Source organism: Brachybacterium sp. UNK5269 (assembly GCF_049266655.1).
Taxonomy (GTDB): domain Bacteria; phylum Actinomycetota; class Actinomycetes; order Actinomycetales; family Dermabacteraceae; genus Brachybacterium.
Genome location: NZ_CP184883.1, coordinates 1,922,105 through 1,937,525, shown reverse-complemented (window position 1 = coordinate 1,937,525; position 15,421 = coordinate 1,922,105). Strand labels below are relative to the sequence as shown.

General features: G+C 66.9%; 18 protein-coding genes and 1 pseudogene. 11 read left to right on the top strand and 8 right to left on the bottom strand.

Annotated elements, in window-relative coordinates; all coding sequences use genetic code 11:
* Window positions 1–8: 8 nt before the first annotated feature.
* Together ACOJUI_RS09015 and ACOJUI_RS09010 are read right to left on the bottom strand one after the other, a co-directional pair.
* Window positions 9–860 carry an RHS repeat-associated core domain-containing protein gene (locus tag ACOJUI_RS09015; RefSeq protein ID WP_422114638.1) on the bottom strand — a complete coding sequence of 284 codons (852 nt, stop codon included), beginning with the start codon at window positions 858–860 and terminating at the stop codon, window positions 9–11.
* A gap of 49 nt (window positions 861–909) precedes the next feature.
* Window positions 910–1,818: pseudogene (locus tag ACOJUI_RS09010) on the bottom strand (IS3 family transposase); the annotation flags it as partial.
* Window positions 1,819–1,921: 103 nt separating this feature from the next.
* Here ACOJUI_RS09010 and ACOJUI_RS09005 point away from each other — a divergent pair.
* A complete protein-coding gene (locus ACOJUI_RS09005; protein ID WP_422114637.1) occupies window positions 1,922–3,232 on the top strand; it encodes an ISL3 family transposase in 1,311 nt (436 codons plus the stop codon).
* On the opposite strand, the gene ACOJUI_RS09000 is transcribed toward ACOJUI_RS09005, so the two are convergent.
* Window positions 3,166–3,516, bottom strand: coding sequence for a transposase (locus ACOJUI_RS09000; protein WP_422114636.1), 351 nt, complete (start codon window positions 3,514–3,516; stop codon window positions 3,166–3,168). The genes ACOJUI_RS09005 and ACOJUI_RS09000 overlap by 67 nt on opposite strands.
* A gap of 688 nt (window positions 3,517–4,204) precedes the next feature.
* Here ACOJUI_RS09000 and ACOJUI_RS08995 point away from each other — a divergent pair.
* A complete protein-coding gene (locus tag ACOJUI_RS08995; RefSeq protein ID WP_422114635.1) occupies window positions 4,205–4,636 on the top strand; it encodes a hypothetical protein in 432 nt (143 codons plus the stop codon).
* 123 nt (window positions 4,637–4,759) lie between these two features.
* Here ACOJUI_RS08995 and ACOJUI_RS08990 read toward each other — a convergent pair whose 3' ends face one another.
* Together ACOJUI_RS08990 and ACOJUI_RS08985 are read right to left on the bottom strand one after the other, a co-directional pair.
* Window positions 4,760–5,452 carry a hypothetical protein gene (locus ACOJUI_RS08990; protein WP_422114634.1) on the bottom strand — a complete coding sequence of 231 codons (693 nt, stop codon included), beginning with the start codon at window positions 5,450–5,452 and terminating at the stop codon, window positions 4,760–4,762.
* A 152-nt stretch (window positions 5,453–5,604) separates the two neighbouring features.
* Window positions 5,605–5,943: a glutaredoxin domain-containing protein gene (locus tag ACOJUI_RS08985; RefSeq protein ID WP_422114633.1), complete on the bottom strand. Its 339-nt coding sequence runs from the start codon at window positions 5,941–5,943 to the stop codon at window positions 5,605–5,607.
* Between the two features lie 26 nt (window positions 5,944–5,969).
* Here ACOJUI_RS08985 and ACOJUI_RS08980 point away from each other — a divergent pair, with 26 nt between their 5' ends.
* Both ACOJUI_RS08980 and ACOJUI_RS08975 read left to right on the top strand, forming a co-directional pair.
* Window positions 5,970–6,317, top strand: a complete 348-nt coding sequence (locus ACOJUI_RS08980) for a hypothetical protein (RefSeq protein ID WP_422114632.1) — start codon at window positions 5,970–5,972, stop codon at window positions 6,315–6,317.
* A 121-nt stretch (window positions 6,318–6,438) separates the two neighbouring features.
* The gene (locus ACOJUI_RS08975) at window positions 6,439–6,906 is read left to right on the top strand and encodes a hypothetical protein (protein ID WP_422114631.1); all 468 of its coding nucleotides are present in this window, start codon (window positions 6,439–6,441) and stop codon (window positions 6,904–6,906) included.
* Between the two features lie 410 nt (window positions 6,907–7,316).
* On the opposite strand, the gene ACOJUI_RS08970 is transcribed toward ACOJUI_RS08975, so the two are convergent.
* A complete protein-coding gene (locus ACOJUI_RS08970; RefSeq protein ID WP_422114630.1) occupies window positions 7,317–7,637 on the bottom strand; it encodes a histone-like nucleoid-structuring protein Lsr2 in 321 nt (106 codons plus the stop codon).
* Between the two features lie 505 nt (window positions 7,638–8,142).
* Here ACOJUI_RS08970 and ACOJUI_RS08965 point away from each other — a divergent pair.
* The 5 genes from ACOJUI_RS08965 to ACOJUI_RS08945 all read left to right on the top strand — a co-directional run bounded on the left by ACOJUI_RS08965 (window position 8,143) and on the right by ACOJUI_RS08945 (window position 11,124).
* On the top strand, window positions 8,143–8,385 hold the full coding sequence (locus tag ACOJUI_RS08965) for a ribbon-helix-helix protein, CopG family (protein WP_422117642.1): 243 nt from the start codon (window positions 8,143–8,145) through the stop codon (window positions 8,383–8,385).
* The gene (locus tag ACOJUI_RS08960; protein ID WP_422114629.1) at window positions 8,382–8,621 is read left to right on the top strand and encodes a hypothetical protein; all 240 of its coding nucleotides are present in this window, start codon (window positions 8,382–8,384) and stop codon (window positions 8,619–8,621) included. The genes ACOJUI_RS08965 and ACOJUI_RS08960 overlap by 4 nt, the downstream gene beginning before the upstream one ends.
* 128 nt (window positions 8,622–8,749) lie before the next feature.
* Window positions 8,750–8,941 carry a hypothetical protein gene (locus ACOJUI_RS08955; protein WP_422114628.1) on the top strand — a complete coding sequence of 64 codons (192 nt, stop codon included), beginning with the start codon at window positions 8,750–8,752 and terminating at the stop codon, window positions 8,939–8,941.
* 433 nt (window positions 8,942–9,374) lie between these two features.
* Entirely contained in the window at window positions 9,375–9,737 is a 363-nt protein-coding gene (locus tag ACOJUI_RS08950; RefSeq protein WP_422114627.1) for a hypothetical protein, read from the top strand.
* A gap of 709 nt (window positions 9,738–10,446) precedes the next feature.
* Complete coding sequence (locus ACOJUI_RS08945; protein ID WP_422114626.1) at window positions 10,447–11,124, top strand: TetR/AcrR family transcriptional regulator; 678 nt, start codon at window positions 10,447–10,449, stop codon at window positions 11,122–11,124.
* Window positions 11,125–11,406: 282 nt separating this feature from the next.
* Here ACOJUI_RS08945 and ACOJUI_RS08940 read toward each other — a convergent pair whose 3' ends face one another.
* Window positions 11,407–11,697, bottom strand: coding sequence for a stress protein (locus ACOJUI_RS08940; RefSeq protein ID WP_422114625.1), 291 nt, complete (start codon window positions 11,695–11,697; stop codon window positions 11,407–11,409).
* Between the two features lie 256 nt (window positions 11,698–11,953).
* Between ACOJUI_RS08940 and ACOJUI_RS08935 the strand changes: the two genes are divergently transcribed.
* Window positions 11,954–12,340, top strand: a complete 387-nt coding sequence (locus ACOJUI_RS08935; RefSeq protein ID WP_422114624.1) for a hypothetical protein — start codon at window positions 11,954–11,956, stop codon at window positions 12,338–12,340.
* Window positions 12,341–12,516: 176 nt separating this feature from the next.
* On the opposite strand, the gene ACOJUI_RS08930 is transcribed toward ACOJUI_RS08935, so the two are convergent.
* Window positions 12,517–12,948: an Hsp20/alpha crystallin family protein gene (locus ACOJUI_RS08930; RefSeq protein ID WP_422114623.1), complete on the bottom strand. Its 432-nt coding sequence runs from the start codon at window positions 12,946–12,948 to the stop codon at window positions 12,517–12,519.
* A 194-nt stretch (window positions 12,949–13,142) separates the two neighbouring features.
* Between ACOJUI_RS08930 and ACOJUI_RS08925 the strand changes: the two genes are divergently transcribed.
* Window positions 13,143–15,398 carry a M28 family peptidase gene (locus tag ACOJUI_RS08925; protein ID WP_422114622.1) on the top strand — a complete coding sequence of 752 codons (2,256 nt, stop codon included), beginning with the start codon at window positions 13,143–13,145 and terminating at the stop codon, window positions 15,396–15,398.
* Window positions 15,399–15,421: the final 23 nt, after the last annotated feature.

The window sequence follows — 15,421 nt, the reverse complement described above, 5'->3', positions numbered from 1 at the left end:
CCTACATCCTAGTCGTAATAGAGGTGATAGTTTCTGACTTTCTTTCCGTTCTTCCGCCACACCTCGACATTATACTTGCCTTGGCTGTGGCGAACAGTAATGCGCTTACCCTTGTAGGTTCTCCGGGAGTAGCTTTTTGCAGCTCTCTTTGCCGAGGACTTGGTTGGGTACTTCTTGTGGACGTTGAGGCCGCTTTTGTGATTCTCTTTTTTGGTCTCCTTATTACCTCGATATCCCGGCTTTGGGGTTCCGCTATTCTTCCAGCCGGAACCCATAAAGCCGCCGCCGAATCCGCCGCCATCGTGACGCATCTTCTTGCATGCGTTGCACAGTCCGGTGGGGTCGGATTGATTTATGGGTTCGGTGGGATAGGTGTATGCGGTGGCGTTTCCGCCGATAATTGGATCGACGCTTGAGAAGGACCCTGTAGTTGGGTTGTAAAACCGGACTCCCATGAGTGCAAGGGACGCCGTTTGAAGTGTGGTCGAGCGTTCCTCCGCCCCGAGCCATCCGTAGCCTGCGCTCGTGCCGACGGAGATGCTCTGGGCTCGGTCGAGCGGGGTGCCGTACTCGGTGTAGGTTGCCCAACCGGTGATCCCCACGGCAGCTGAGTCGGCTGGGGTGCCCGCCGGGATGGGGACCGTGGTGACGATGTCGCCGTGAGTGTTGGACAGCATGAGGCTAACGCCGCCGTCGGTGGCGATGGTGGCGCCGAGGTCGCCGCTGATGGAGCCGGTGTAGCGGAGGGTCTCGGAGGTGCCGTCGGGTCGTGTGGTTTCGATCCAGGCGGGGTTGTCTGATGAGTCGGTGTAGTGCCTGGTGGCAGTGGTGGTCTTCCCCGCGGTGACGCTGGTCTGCACGAGCCGGCGCTTCAATGGGGACTGATGCGCGAACAGGTGACAGGTGCGGTTAGGCCGCCAGGCTGACGGTCGGGTCCATGATGGTCTCGTACTCGATGGGGGTCAATCGGCCCAGACGAGCCTGTCGGCGACGACGGTGGTAGGTGCGTTCGATCCAGGTGATGATCGCGATGCGCAGCTCTTCTCGGGTCCGCCACCTCTTGCGGTCCAGGACGTTCTTCTGCAGCAGAGCGAAGAAGGACTCCATTGCGGCATTGTCCCCGGCAGCACCGACTTTCCCCATTGACCCGATGAGGTGATACCGGTTCAGTGCGTGCACGAACTTCCGTGACCGGAACTGGCTCCCGCGGTCCGAGTGCACGATGCATCCGGCGGCATCGCTACGACGAGATACTGCGTTGTCCAGGGCGTTCACCGCGAGACGTGCCTTCATCCGGTCGCTGATCGAGTAGCTCACGATCCGGCCGGAGAACACGTCCTTGATCGCGCAGAGGTAGAGCTTCCCCTCATCGGTCCGGTGCTCGGTGATATCGGTCAGCCACAGTTCGTTGACGTCATCGGCCGTGAAATCTCGCTGCACGAGGTCGTCGTGGACCGGCGGGCCCGGCCGTTTCCCGTTCTTCCCCCGCTTCTTCCCGAACACGGACCACCACCGGTTGTCCCGGCAGATCCGCCACGCGGTCCTCTCACACATGCGCTGGCCAGCCGCTTCCGCTTCGCTGGCGAGGAACCGGTAACCGAACTCGGGATCGTCACGGTGGGCGTCGAACAGGGCGTTCGCCCGATACGCCTCGACCAGTTCCGACGGGGTGACCTGCTGTTTCCGCCAGCGATAGTAGGGCTGGCGGGAGAGCTTCAGGACCCGCAGGGACGCCGCGACGGGGATCCCGTCAGCGGCGAGCTCGCTCACGAGCGGGTAGAGGATTTTCCCGGCAGATTCGCGGCTCTTCGCAGCTGAGGGGGTAGGTGTGGAACGCGGGGTGGGCGCGTCGGTGCCGGGATAGACGTCGAGGTCTCCCGAAGATGGAAGTTCTGACGCTCACCATCTGGAAGACCTCGACATGCTCAACGCTACCTTCGATGACCCCGACCTGACGACCTTCGCCCGCCTCGAGGAGCTTGGCCTGGTCGTGGTCGGCCAGAGGCTCACTGCCGCGCGGGCGGTGCTGGAGTGTCGGCTCGCCGAGGAGGATCCGTGGTGCCGGGCCTGCGGAGCACGGTCGACCTCGCGGGGCTCTGTCGCCAGGTCTCTGGCGCATGAGCCGTTCGGTCACAGGCCCACGACATTGCTGGTGCGGATTCGCCGCTATCGGTGTGACCATTGCGGATGCCACTGGCGCGAAGACACCACCGCGGCGGCCGCAGAGCGGGCGAAGCTCTCCCGAGGCGGGATCCGGTGGGCGCTGGAAGCCCTGGTCATCGACCACCTCTCAATGGCGCGGGTCGCCGCCGGGCTGGGCGTGGCCTGGCATACCGCTAACGACGCCGTTCTCGCCGAGGGGAAGCGGCTGCTGATCGATGACCCGGCCCGCTTCGACGGAGTCCGCGTGATCGGCGTCGATGAACACGTATGGCGCCACACCCGCCGCGGCGACAAGTACGTCACCGTGATCATCGACCTCACCCCCACCAGGGACAAGACCGGGCCCGCTCGGTTGCTGGACATGGTCGAGGGCCGTTCCAAGGCGGCGTTCAAGGCCTGGCTGGAGGCCCGCCCCGAGGCGTGGAAGAACTGCATCGAGGTCGTCGCGATGGATGGGTTCACGGGGTTCAAGACGGCCACCAGCGAGGTCCTCCCCGGAGCGGTCGCAGTCATGGATCCCTTCCATGTCGTCCGCCTGGCCGGAGACGCTCTGGACGACTGCCGGCGCCGGATCCAGCAGAAGCTCCACAAGCGTCGCGGCCGCAAAGACGACCCTCTCTACAAGTCCCGCCGCACCCTCCACACCGGGACCAAGCTGTTGACCGAGCGGCAATGCGAGCGCCTCAGCAGCTTGTTCAGCAGCGAGAAGCATGCTGCGGTCGAGGCGACCTGGGAGATCTACCAGGCCATGATCGCTGCCTATCGAGAACCCGACCGGACCAGAGCCAGAATGATGATGGAGAAGGTCATCGCGGCCCTCAGAGCGAAGGTCCCAGACAACCTCGTCGAGCTGGGAAAGCTCGGCCGGACGCTGACCGGACGCGCCGACGACATTTTGGCGTTCTTCGATCGCCCAGGCACCAGCAACGGGCCCACCGAGGCGATCAACGGCCGGCTTGAGCACCTCCGCGGTTCGGCCCTCGGCTTCCGGAATCTCACCAACTACATCGCCCGCAGCCTCCTCGAATCAGGCGGCTTCAGACCCCGGCTACACCCGCAAATGCGATGAGCCAGATTCGCCTGTGAGAGATAGGCGGCCGCGCGACGCAGGACCTCGTTCTCTTGCTCCAGCAGCCGATTCCGACGACGCAGATCCCGCAGCTCGGAGGACTCCTCGCGGGTGGTCCCGGGACGGGCACCGTCCTCGACATCGGCCTGGCGCATCCAGTTCGTCAGGCAGGACTCCGAGATCCCGAAGTCCTTCGCGATCTGGGAGAGCTTCTGGCCAGGTTCACGGTTCCTCGCGACACGCACGTCGTCGTCACGGAACTCCTGGGGGTATGGAGCGGGCATGGTGCACATCCTTCCCTGCGACGCTGCTCAGCGCTACAGATCATGTGACACCTACCCGCGCATCAGTCCCCTGGCCTTTTCCTTCGCCGAATGTCGGATCAGTGCGCGACGGTGTATTCCTCGCGGCTCTGTATAGGGATGCGGCATCGCTCGTTGATCTCGTAGCCGTCTCGTGCGCCAGCGCGCAGGTTAGCGGTCTGGATCGAGGAGCCCGTGTTGCGGCCGCCGGAGTGCCGTCGGCCGGTGACGCCACATGCCTCTCTCCGGAAGATCTCGGCCTGAAGTTCCGCCGACCAACTGGACCGATTCGCGCCGGGCGGGGACCATGCTAGTTCCTCTGCGGGTAGGTTGATCATGGAGGACGGATGGCAGGGAACCAGGAACAGAGGCAACTTTGTTGGTCGCCTGTCTGGACCGACCGCTTTCCTGCGATGACGTACGAGCGATCGCCGGGGTTGATCTCGAATCCCGAGTCAACGAGTGGTTCCTTCCAGATCTACGACACAACGCTCCGATCGCCTCGGGAAGGCCGAATCTTGCGCTGAGCACCCGCCGCCTCTGGGGTCGGTTGTCTTCACCGAACCCACCCAAGCGCATCCTCCGATCCCCAACCTTCTCGTATACAATTAGTCGACTTACCGGATTCGCGCTAAGGGAGCAGATGGACATAGCCCTCGAACGACTACAGATGCTGCTCGCCATCATAGGGGTGACACTGATTGTCGCGTTACCAGTCGGTCTATATCTGATCGCGGGCCGGATGTTTGATGAAGAGTGGGCTCTAGAGCGAAATTGGAACGTTAACCCTACCGAGGGGGCAAAACTCCTCGAATCTATCGAGGATAAAGGTGGCTTTCATGGAGATGGCGTCGGAGTCTACATCTATGAAGCCACAGATTCGCCACAGTGGATAATTCCAAATCAGGTCGGAGAAGTTGACGAAGGCGCCTTACTTGCGGCCGTCAGCATTACCGAGCAATTGAATGAAGCTCGGGATATTTCTGATATGCCAGAACTAACGGCTTGTCGCTGGATATCCGTGCAGCGCGACCGGGGTGAGCTTATCGAGTGCCGCTCTGCCGACTCTGATCAATTCGTTCTAGTTGAGCGGCTAATCTGAATCGGCCGCTATCGTCCAGCGACCCTGGCTGATAATCGCGAACCCGTCGCAGGAGCGCAGGCCCCGCTTGGCAGCACTCAATTGTTGCCAGGCGGGACCCGCTGTTGGAACTCAAGGCGACGCTTAGACGGTCACTTTCACGTAATACGGCTTGATGTGCCCGAGCTGTTGAGCCAGCCACATTGCATTCACGGCGGTGCCAGCGAGGCCGCTGTACTTGCCTGGAGCAAAGTCGTATCGGTCGCTGATGGAAACCCTTATTCCTGATTTCGTCCAGTTGAACGCATGGATGGCGTAATAATTATCCTTTGCGTAGGTTCCCGAGGTGCTCGAAGGGAAGCTATCGGAGCCGGAGGCTTTACTCTGGGAGCGGATTTTGCGGATCACGGGAGAATTGATGAGGCCCGAACGATAGCTGGGCGTGTAGTTGGAATTGAGAGTCTTGTTGTCGCGAGCGCGCTTGATCAGCTCCGCCGAGAGCAAATAGCCCTTCGATATGAACCATGCAGCTATTGCAGCAACCGCTGCCCTACTCGCCGCGAGCGTTGGATTGGCGAGTATAACTGGATTTCTAGCGTCGCTGACAGGCGCCACGGTGGCACTGTAGTCGGTTGTCATCTCAGAAACGTCTGCCAAAGCCGTCGGAGCATCGTCTGCACCCGCTTCCGAGAGGGCGGTTGAAAGCCTCTCCAGTTCGGTAAGCACGTCGGTCCCGCGCGAAGTTAGATCCGCTTCGATTTCGGCAATGACAAACCGAAAGTAGTCATTTGGATCCCCGTCTATGCTCGGCTCGGCGGACCCGGTTGTGTCAGCCATCGCTGAAGCCGACCAAGCTACAGTTGAAAGCGCGACTACGCCCCCGCTGATTAATCCTCTTCGTGAAACTGGTTGCATGACGCACGCCCTTTATCGTGTGCGCGGACGCCTACGTCCGCGTCCCGCCTCGTTGCGGGTCTTCAGAAGGTAGCTCAAGGAGGCGCACGGCACAATAGTGGTGTTGCCCCGGAGTCTGATTCCTTTCCTCCCACCCGTGCTCCTACGGTTTGGAGAGGTTGCATTTGGTCCAGCGTTCTCCGTCGTTGGTCTCCATGATGGGCGCCTGGATCACCCCCTGGCGCTTGAACCGCGATATCAGCTCGGGGTGCTGCTCGAGTTTTGATCTCGTCGTATTCGACGCCGGTCTTCTCGAGAGCGCGCTTGGTGGCGTAGCAGCCGGGGCAGTCGCTCTTGGTGCAGAGAGTGACCTCAGCGTCGGTCTTTGCAGCGGCCTCGGTGACCGCGGCGACCTTCTCGCTGGCCTGCTGCAAGGACTCCTGCGCGGCCGTGACTCCAGGTGGACCTGGTCTGGGCGGATGGTTTGCAGGGCCTCGGCCAGTGCCGCGTTCGCAGGCGGGAGGCGCGCCTGTGCGACTTCGCTGGCGTTGGTGATGCTGGCGATCGCGCAGCGGATGCCGGGCTGGGCGGTGATCCACTCTCCCTGCAGCGGAGCGACGCCGGTCCGGTCTCCGATGGCCGCGAGGTCGATGAGACGCCGGCGTCCGAATCCCCCGGGATCCACCAGTTGCTAGGCCACAAGAGCATTCCCACCACAGGCATCTACCTCAATGCCTTCGCCACACACCTTCGGTCCGCCTCCGCCGCCCGCCTGCCAGCAAGCCGGCAAGCCTTCGTGCCGACATGATGGCGATGCGGTCGACGGCCAGGATGCTGGGCACGGTGTTGGCGCTCGAGGCTTGAGGGGTCGGGGGTCGTGACATTGCCGTGGCCGCAGTATAAGGGTGCTTATATGGGAGGTGGTTTCGATGACCGCACAGTCGCATCGTCCGGCGGATGATCTGGTGGTGGCTGCGGTGAGTCGGCGTCAGGTGGAGGTTGCGACGCTGGATTACCGTCGCGCGTTGAAGCATCTTGACCGTGAGGGTCGTCCTCAGGCGGAGGTGGCTCGGGTGCTGGGTGTCTCGCAGTCGGCGCTGAGTCAGTCGTTGAAGGTCGCCCGGGAGGTCCCTGAGGCTGTTCCGGGGTTCTCGGGCGCTGGCCCGTATGAGATCTGCCAGCGCTACTCGCTGGGCCAGCTCACGCGGAAGCAGCTGATCGAGGAGCTTGCTCGCTGGGAGTACACGCCGATTCCGGAGCCGGAGTGGCTGGAGGACATCGTGGCGAGCCCTGGCCCGGGGTCCTGGCGTGAGGTGCAGAAGGCGCACCGCGAGGGGCTGATCGACGATGCGACCTACGACGAGGTGGCCGAGCGGAAGAACGCTCCGGCTTCGTGAGTGACTGGATCGATCGTCATATCGACCATGTGCGGGAGCTGACTCGCCGAGACGGGCCCTTGGGAACCCGCGCCAGATCCGCGTCGATCCGTAATCCGCTCTGGTTCCACTCCCCCGGGCAGCGTCCCGGTATCGGTGTTCCGCACAGTGGCTGTGGGCGCGCCGGTCATGGTGGCAACGGATGTGGCTTACGTGCTGGCGGAACCCCACTCAGTGACCGCAGGCCCACCAAGTAGCTTTCGGCGTGCCGACTTATCTACGTCGGCGGGCACAGTCTCTGTTTGAGGGATGTCAGCGGTAGCCAGCGCGGTCACGACGTGCTCCCGGTTGAGCAAAGGCCCCCTCTCAGGAGGAGGCCTTTGCTCTTAACGTCCGGAGAGTGCCAACGTGGTCGTTCGTGCGGGGTCTTGTCAGTGCGCGGCGGTGTACGCCTCGCGGATCTCCTTGGAGAGGCGGCCGCGCTCGTTGACCTCGTGGCCGTTCTCCCGGGCCCAGGCGCGGATCTTCGCGGTCTCGTTCGCGGAGCCGGTGCTGCGGGCGCCGGTGGTGCGCCGGCCCCCGACCCGGCGCGCCTTTTCGGCCCAGGTCGCGAGCTCGTCACGAAGCTGCTGGGCGTTGTCGTCGTTCAGATCGATCTCGTAGGCGACGCCGTCAAGGCCGAAGCTCACCGTGCCGGTGGCCTCTGAGCCGTCAATGTCGTCGGTGAGGAGGATCGTCGTCTTGCGCGCCATGGCACTTCCCTTACATCCGCTGGAATAAACCAACGAATCATATAGCGACATCCTTAAACCTGCACAATGATCATGCGTCCGGAAAATATTCGCCACGGAGCGGTAGATGAGGAGATTATGTGAACGACGCGGTGTTGCGATCTTCTCGGGGCCGCGTGCACCCCACCCCTTCGCAGGTAGCGCTGAAAGCTGACACGAACGGGCAGTGACGCCGAGAGGCCATGCCCGCTTCAGCCGATGACGGGACTTCGCCCCCTGTCGCCCTTGAGGTGTGGGTGCGGCACGAGCGCGTCGACACCGCGCTACCGCGGACCTGGACGGGTACCGATCGACGCTGCGGCGCCACGCAGCGGAGCGGCGACCGGAGCCCAGGCGGCGGTGGACGACGACGGCGCCTTACCGGCGCGAGCCTCGAACTCGGTCACCCCGGGCCCTACGCACCTCAGGAAGCGGTGGGCGGGTGGCGTCTCATCATTTATGTAATACGATATGGGGTGTGAGGAAGATGCAGGGCCGTGAGGTCAGCGAGCAGCAGGTTGATGCCTGGGTTGAGGAGGCCGAGGCCGGCTACGACGTGGAGCAGCTGCGCAAGCGTGGTCGGCCTGCTCGGGGCGCTCAGGCAGCCCAGGTTGTTCCGGTGCGGTTCACGGACGAGGAGATCGCGCATCTGATGGAGCGCGCCGACCGCGAGCACCTGAATCGGTCCGAGGCCATTCGTCGCGCGGTGCGCGAGTGGGCCACCGCGTGAGGGTCCGCCCCTCCGCGACGAAGCACGGCATCGATCCCGAGGACTCGATCTACGCGGCGCGCACCGCGGTGTACGTCGCCGCGCTCGATGATGAGCATCCCCAGTGCGAGCTCCGACTCGGCGTCGATCACCACGCTCGGCTGTTGGAGCTGGTCGTGCCGCTGTGGGACGACGGTACCGAAGAGCTCATCCACTCGATGCCCGCCCGCAAGCAGTACATCGCGCTCCTGTCCTAGCGCCCCGGCCAGCCCTAACCAGGCGCACTCGGTCGGGGCCGCTGGAGTTATCCACACTGCCGGGTCCTTCTCTGCGCTTCCGGGGCCGGCGCCGCCATGCTGACCTGACCACCGAGCGGGGAGATGCCATGGACGAGGACGACGTTGCCGAGGCCGCAGAGCGGACCGTGGGGTTCCGCGAGATGCTGCGCGGAACGGTGATCCTGTGGATGCTCGAGCAAGACGACAGGCCGGACGAGCGCCCTGCATGGGCGTCGGTCGAAGAGTGGGCCGAGATCACGGAGATGGCCGACGAGGCCAAGGCCCGCTTCTGGGAGTAGCTGCCCAAGGGGCGATCGGTCCGCGTCGCGGGCAGTGTGCTGAGACCTCGAAGCTCGGCGCCGAGGTCTCGCTCGGACCGGAGCGCGCCGCTTCGCGATTGTCGCGCCCTCCGGGCTTTCCTGTCTTCTAAGGCCCCGCTGCGCGGGCTCTGCTTTGCGGCGGCCAAGGCTGCGCGCGGCCGCCACGCCCGGGGCTGCCAGCGTGGCTGGGGATGCCTCTGCTACGGGACCTCGGAGGGTACCCCGCGGGGGACCCCGTCAGTCAACCCACACTCCAGGTCAGGCCCACTTTTTACCCTCGCAAGCTCGGGCGAAAAAGTGGTCCTGACCTTCCGCTCTTCGGGGTTGACTGCCACCCCGCTGCGGGGGTTTCGAGGTCAGGTCCCGTACCAGCGGGGCGGCGCCACAGGCGCCAGACCGAAAGGACCAGGCGATGACGAAGGTCAGCGAGAAGCAGTGCCGCGAGGCGGTACTGGCGCAGCTGCGCGCGGAGCGCGCGCAGCGGGAGACGGCGGCGCGGGCGTGGCCGCGCACGAAGGCGGTGCTCGACCAGTTCGAGGCGGCGAAGCGCCGGGCGCAGATGCCGCGCGTGGAGGTGGAGGCGACACCGCTGCGGCGGTGGCAGCTGGAGCGGGCGGTGCAGTTCGCGCCGGTGGCGCTGACAACGGAGGTGAGCACGTACATGCACATCGAGTGGCTCTCGAAGTGCCTCACTGGGGAGCTGCCGTCACCGGAGGAGGTGGCGCAGCTGGCGGCGACTTGGGAACCTCGGAGGTCGGCGGAGCGGGAGGACTGAGCGGGCGCGTCGGACAGCAGGCCTGCGGAGAGCAGGGTGCCTATGGTCGTGGTCCTTCGGTCGGGCGAATCCTTCGCCGCAGCGCGAGACGGCGGGGGAGCGGGCCGGGCCGTTCCCGAAGAGCACGTCCGGCCGGAGCGCGACGGACCGCCCGCAGCAGCTGGAGCTCGAATGGCTCATCGGCGCTGCGATGACGGTGTCGCCGGCCCGATGAACGCCGGATCCTTCAGGTCGGCGCGACCCTTCCGATCGAACAGCATAATACGGCTGTCAGTTCTATCTCTGGCAATTAACGCTGTAACGCGCGGATGGCAGACAGGGTCGACTCCGTCAGCAGCCGACGGCGCGCGAGGTGCTGGGCGGGCCGCGAACACGAGGACCCCTGCGCGTTCCCGGAACTGAGGGATGCGCGAAGCCGCGGCGCCGTTCGGCCGGACGTTGACTCCAAGCTGCTGGGCTCTCGTCGGCCCGCGGAGGTCGGATGACTTGGCGGCATCTCTATGGTCTCGATATGCCGAGGCTCCGGAGAGCCGGCGGAGCATGTCGGCGGGCCGACCGTCATTCCACAGTTCCCAGCCGGGCGCCGATCACCTGCCCTTACGCCGGAGGAACCTGCCGAAGAATGGTTCGACGAGCGCCCCTGCAGAACGGGGACGGAATCCACGGCGGGCCTTCCTTGACACTCAGGCTGTGGCCATAGGCTGAGGGAATGTCTACCCCTGTGACCCGTGCGCCGGATCCTCGCCCTGCACGGACGAAAGCCGCACTGTTCGCGGCGGCGCGCAATCTGAGTGTCAGTGGCGACGATGTCACCGTCAGCGATCTCGCCCGGCATTCCGGCGTCAGCTGCTCCGCTTTCTACACCCACTACGGGAGTCTCGACGAGCTGCTCGGCGAGATGCTCGACCAGATGTTCGAGGCGCAGGAGGCGAGGGCCGCCGCGCTTGCCGTCGCGGGCCGGTCCGGCCACGAGATCGTGCAGGCCACCGCGGCAGGGATGGCCGCGTACGCGGTGCATCACCACGCCTTCATCAGAGGCGCGCTGGGGTGGAAAGTGCGCCATGGTGCCTATGTGAGTGTCGTGGCGACCTGCGCCCGTCTGTACGAGGACGTCCTGCGAGGGATGGGGAACGATCTGCCCCCGCGTGTGGACATCGCGCGGACCGCGCAGTTCTTGGCCGGCGGAACGGTGCAGGTGCTCATCGACTCCTTGGTGGAGACGGCGCCGGACGCCCGTGACGGCATTGCACTGGACAGCGGCACGGTGCTGGAGACTCTGCTGCGCGTGCTGCCGAGCTGGTTCACCGGCCTGCCCCCGGCGGATCCCATTCCTGCCGGGCTCGGTGACGATCTGCTGACCGAGCGGGACGGCGTTCTCGGGAACTGAACCGGGGCATGTGACCGCTCCGGGCGCGATCTGCGATCCAACGTGCTGTCTTACGATCCGCGAATACCGTTCCGATTCCCCGACGGCGGCGCCGAGATGCCGCGACATGCTGTGCGAGGCGCCGGCTCGGAAGGACCGCAGGACGCCGGGTCGCGCCTTTCGGCGCGCAGCATTAGTCGTGGTCGATGTCCCGCCGAGGGCGTTCCCGGGGCATGGCGAGGGGGGACGGCATTGACGCCGTCCCCCCTCATGTTCATCGGCGCATGATCGCGCCGGGATGCCTCAGGAGCTGCTGCCGCCCTTGCGGCCGGCCGCACTGGGATCGGCGGAGTTCGACTCGCCGAAGCTGCCCGAGCTGGCCTTGCCGCCCTCGCGGCCGGCCTCGCTGGGATCAGCGGAGTTGGAGTCGCCGAAGCTCCCGGAGCTGGCCTGGCCGCCTTCGCGGCCGGCCTGGCTGGGGTCGGCGGAGTTGGAGTCGCCGAAGCTGCCCGAGCTGGCCTGGCCACCCTTCTGCGCCTGCTCCTCGGTGTCGTTGCGGTTGCCGAACTGTCCGGAGTTGTTCTGGTCTGCCATTGCAATCTCCCTTCGTTCACCGGCCGGTGCGGCCGGCCAAGCGATTTGCTTGTTACCGGAACGTTACGCACCCCACCCGGCGGTTCTCAAGCGAAAGAACCAACTGGTCGAAAAGAGCCGGGCGGCCCTCGTTCACCTCGTCCCTTCCGCCCTGTCGACGCCGGACTCGACCGCCCGGTCGCGCGTTCTCGCCGGACCGGCGTATCGTTCCGGGACACCGAGAGGCCCGAGGAATCTAGAGGTCAGGAGGCTGCTGATGCTGCACCGGAAACACGCCGGATCCGATCCGTTCCCCAGCCAGTGCGAGGTCAGGGGCTGCGCGGCGCCCCCGCATGATTGGTTCGCTGTCGAGGACGCCACCTTCGACGTGTGCAGCGCGCACGAGCTCGAACTCCGTGCCGGCGAGCCGTACCTCCTCCTCGGGGGAGAGATCCTGGTGGGCCAGGACAGCACGGGTGAGGTCGTCGGCGTCCACCGGGAGCGCACGCCTTACGCGGAGGCGGCGGTGATCCGTCTGGGTCGCCGGGGCGTCGCGCATCAGGAGGTCCGGCTGGACTCCTCTGCCGACCTGAGGTCCGCGCTGGACGCGCTCGATGCCGACCTGCGCCCTGATCGAGAAGGTCGGGACCGCAAGGGCCGCTGACCCCCAGATCGAGACCGACCTGCGGAGCGCCGCGGGTGACGGCCTGGCCGCCGGGCACCGCGCTGCTGCCGGACCTGCGTGAGGTCGCCGGGCCGCCATCGCTCGACGAGCCCGGACGGACGCGACCCCCGGCATCGCGGGGAGCCGGGGGTCGATCTGTGGGTGCGGACGGGCGGTCAGGCCGTGGTGGATTCGATCTGCTGCTGGCCGTCCTGCGTGGTGATCTCGATCTTGCGGGGCTTGGCCTTCTCGCTGACCGGGATCGTCACGTTGAGCACGCCGTTGTTGTAGCTGGCGGTGATCCTCTCGGTGTCCAGTCCCTGCCCGAGGCTGAGCTGGCGCAGGAACGTGCCGCCCGTGCGCTCGCGCGTGATCCACTGCGCCGAGTCGTCGGTGGTGAGGGTCCGCTCGGCGCGGATGGTCAGCAGCTGGCCGTCGACGTCGATGTCCACGGATCCGGGATCGATGCCCGGCAGATCGGTGGAGAGGACGTAGTGATCGCCGGCGCGATACAGGTCCATCGGCATCTCCCGCGGGCCGCGGCGGCCGGTCTCGAGGAAGCTGCTCGCGAGACGCTCCAGGTCTCGGAACGGATCGTAGGTAGCCATGGTGTCTCCTTCCTGTCGCGGCCACCCTCGAGGGGTGGTCTTCCCTGTATGAGTCGGTGCGACTCAACTATGGGCAGATTAGCACTCTACCCCCGAGAGTGCCAAGGGCGCGGTGACTCCGGGAAGCCGACTCGATCCAGGATCTCCTCCGCAGGGAGGGCGCCATTCGCCGCCCCAGCCGGTAGGAAGGAGCCATGACGAACTCCCGCGGCACCGCTGCCGCCGACCACCCGGCCCCTTCCGCCGCCGCCCGCCCCGCGCGAGCGCCCACGGCGATCTCCGGCCGGCAGGTGCTGGTGCTGCTCCTGGTGCTGCTGGCGATGGCGATCGCCGGGGTGGCCTCGCGCGGTGTCACCGCCCCCGTCGGCGCCGATGCACCGCCGGAGCGCTTCAGCGCCGTTCGCGCCGCGGAGGCCGTCGCCCCGCTGGTCGCCGCACCGCGCCCGGTCGGCTCCGCCGCCAACGACCGGGCCCACGAGGAGCTCGCCGCCCAGCTCACCGCGCTCGGCTTCACGACCCGGACCGAGGAGGGGATCGGTGCGCGGACGTACGGCAGCGACGCGACCACCGGATACGTGCGCAACCTCGTCGCGACCCGTCCCGGCACGGCGCCCACCGGCACCATCGTGCTGGCCACCCATATCGACTCGGTGCCCAACGCGCCCGGCGCCGCCGACGCCGGCGTGGGCCTCGCGGTGATCCTCGAGACCGTCCGCGCCCTCGGCCCGGAGGCGCAGCGCAACGACCTGGTCCTCCTGCTCGTCGACGGCGAGGAGCGCGGACTGCTGGGCGCCGAGGCCTTCCTCGGCGGAGCGGCTCAGGAGCTCCGGGCGCCGGTGGTGGTGCTGAACCACGAGGCCCGGGGCGTCTCCGGACGCCCGCTGATGACCCGCGCGAGCGGTCCGATGCACACCGTGGTCGACGCCGCGCCCCGCCCCGAGTTCGAGTCGTTCACCGAGGCGCTGTTCGAGATCATCCCCAACGACACCGACTTCACCGTCTACCGCGGGGGCGGCTGGTGGGGCCTGGACATGGCCATCATCGACGACTCCTGGGCCTACCACTCCGCGCAGGACGACGCCGCGCATCTGGATCCCGGCACCCTGCAGCACTACGGCGACCTGACCCTCGCCCTCACCCGCGACCTGGCTGCTCGCGATCTCGGAGCCCTCCAGGAGCGGGCGGGGGAGGAGCCCGTCCAGACCACCGCTCCATGGGGCGTGGTGGCGGTGCCGCCCGGGATGGTGTCCGTGCTCGGCGTGCTCTCCCCGCTGCTGGTGCTCGCCGCGGTGGTGCTGTTGAGGCGGCGCGGGGAGCTCACCGCGCGCGGCGTCGCCGCCGGCGCTCTGGTCGCGCTGATCGTGCTGGTGCTCGCCGTGCTCGCCGCCGTCCAGCTGTGGAAAGCCGCGGGCGTGGTGAGCCCGCAGATGCTGTCCCAGAGCACCCGGGAGCCGGTCCACGCCGAGCTCTTCGTGCTCGCCGAGCTGCTTGCCGCCGCCGCGGTGGCCGGCGCCGGCTGGGTGCTCGCCCGCCGGTGGCTCTCCCGCGCGGCGCTGGTGCTGGGGGCCTCGATCCTGGTCACGGCCCTGCTCGCCGTGCTCGCCGTGGTCTCCCCGGCACTCGCGGGCTGGGTGGTCCTGCCGGCGGCCATCGCCGCGATCGGCACGCCGGCAGCGGCGCTGCTGCCCCCGCTGCCCGCCCTGGTGGTGCGGGCCGTGGCGCTGCTGCCGACGGGATGGCTGCTCGGCACCCAGCTCTCGGCGCTCGCGGAGTTCGGCATCGCCTCCTCGGCGGGCGGCATCGCCGGGACCGCGCTGATCGGGCTCGGCGCGGCCGCGGCCCTGTTCGCCACCGCGGCAGGGGAGCGATCCGTCCGTCGGCCCCGTCGCCTGCTCGCCCCGGTGCTGCTGGCCGTGCTCGCGGTCGGCGCGAGCATCGGCGGCACCGCCGTCACCCTCGCCTCGCCCGAACCGACCCAGGAGCGGGTGATCGCGCACGTGGACGGCGCCGACGGAGCCACGCGATGGGAGGTCACCGGCAGCACCGAGTGGGGGAGGCGGCTCGACGGCGTCACGGGCACGTCCCCGGTTCCCGTGCCGACGGTGCAGGTCACCGAGAGCGGACCCGGGCACATGCAGGTGGCGGTGACCGCCCCGCGCGAGGCCTCGGCGCTCGAGCTGACCGTCAGCGCCGGCGGGCTGAGCGCGGTGCGCATCGACGGCACCCCGCTCGACTCGGCGGAGCCCCTGCGGACCCTGCAGATCCACGGCGTCCGCGCCGGGCAGACGGTGGTGATCGATGCCGCGGTGGAGGCCGGGGCGGAGCTGACGGTGGTCGAGACCAGCTACGACCCGTCCCTCGCGGACGGCTGGATCGACCCCGGCGCCGGCGTCTCGCTCATGCAGCCGAGGATGCAGGTGAGCGTGACCGCGCCGGTCGCGACGCCATGACAGCGCGCTGCGCCCAGCGCGGT

Excerpts from the sequence above, each read along its gene's own strand:
- ACOJUI_RS09005 (WP_422114637.1), top strand. The coding sequence starts at position 1,922 with ATGCTCAACGCTACCTTCGATGACCCCGACCTGACGACCTTCGCCCGC.
- ACOJUI_RS09000 (WP_422114636.1), bottom strand. The coding sequence starts at position 3,516 with ATGCCCGCTCCATACCCCCAGGAGTTCCGTGACGACGACGTGCGTGTC.
- ACOJUI_RS08995 (WP_422114635.1), top strand. The coding sequence starts at position 4,205 with ATGCTGCTCGCCATCATAGGGGTGACACTGATTGTCGCGTTACCAGTC.
- ACOJUI_RS08990 (WP_422114634.1), bottom strand. The coding sequence starts at position 5,452 with ATGGCTGACACAACCGGGTCCGCCGAGCCGAGCATAGACGGGGATCCA.
- ACOJUI_RS08975 (WP_422114631.1), top strand. The coding sequence starts at position 6,439 with ATGACCGCACAGTCGCATCGTCCGGCGGATGATCTGGTGGTGGCTGCG.
- ACOJUI_RS08970 (WP_422114630.1), bottom strand. The coding sequence starts at position 7,637 with ATGGCGCGCAAGACGACGATCCTCCTCACCGACGACATTGACGGCTCA.
- ACOJUI_RS08965 (WP_422117642.1), top strand. The coding sequence starts at position 8,143 with ATGCAGGGCCGTGAGGTCAGCGAGCAGCAGGTTGATGCCTGGGTTGAG.
- ACOJUI_RS08955 (WP_422114628.1), top strand. The coding sequence starts at position 8,750 with ATGGACGAGGACGACGTTGCCGAGGCCGCAGAGCGGACCGTGGGGTTC.
- ACOJUI_RS08950 (WP_422114627.1), top strand. The coding sequence starts at position 9,375 with ATGACGAAGGTCAGCGAGAAGCAGTGCCGCGAGGCGGTACTGGCGCAG.
- ACOJUI_RS08945 (WP_422114626.1), top strand. The coding sequence starts at position 10,447 with ATGTCTACCCCTGTGACCCGTGCGCCGGATCCTCGCCCTGCACGGACG.
- ACOJUI_RS08940 (WP_422114625.1), bottom strand. The coding sequence starts at position 11,697 with ATGGCAGACCAGAACAACTCCGGACAGTTCGGCAACCGCAACGACACC.
- ACOJUI_RS08935 (WP_422114624.1), top strand. The coding sequence starts at position 11,954 with ATGCTGCACCGGAAACACGCCGGATCCGATCCGTTCCCCAGCCAGTGC.
- ACOJUI_RS08930 (WP_422114623.1), bottom strand. The coding sequence starts at position 12,948 with ATGGCTACCTACGATCCGTTCCGAGACCTGGAGCGTCTCGCGAGCAGC.
- ACOJUI_RS08925 (WP_422114622.1), top strand. The coding sequence starts at position 13,143 with ATGACGAACTCCCGCGGCACCGCTGCCGCCGACCACCCGGCCCCTTCC.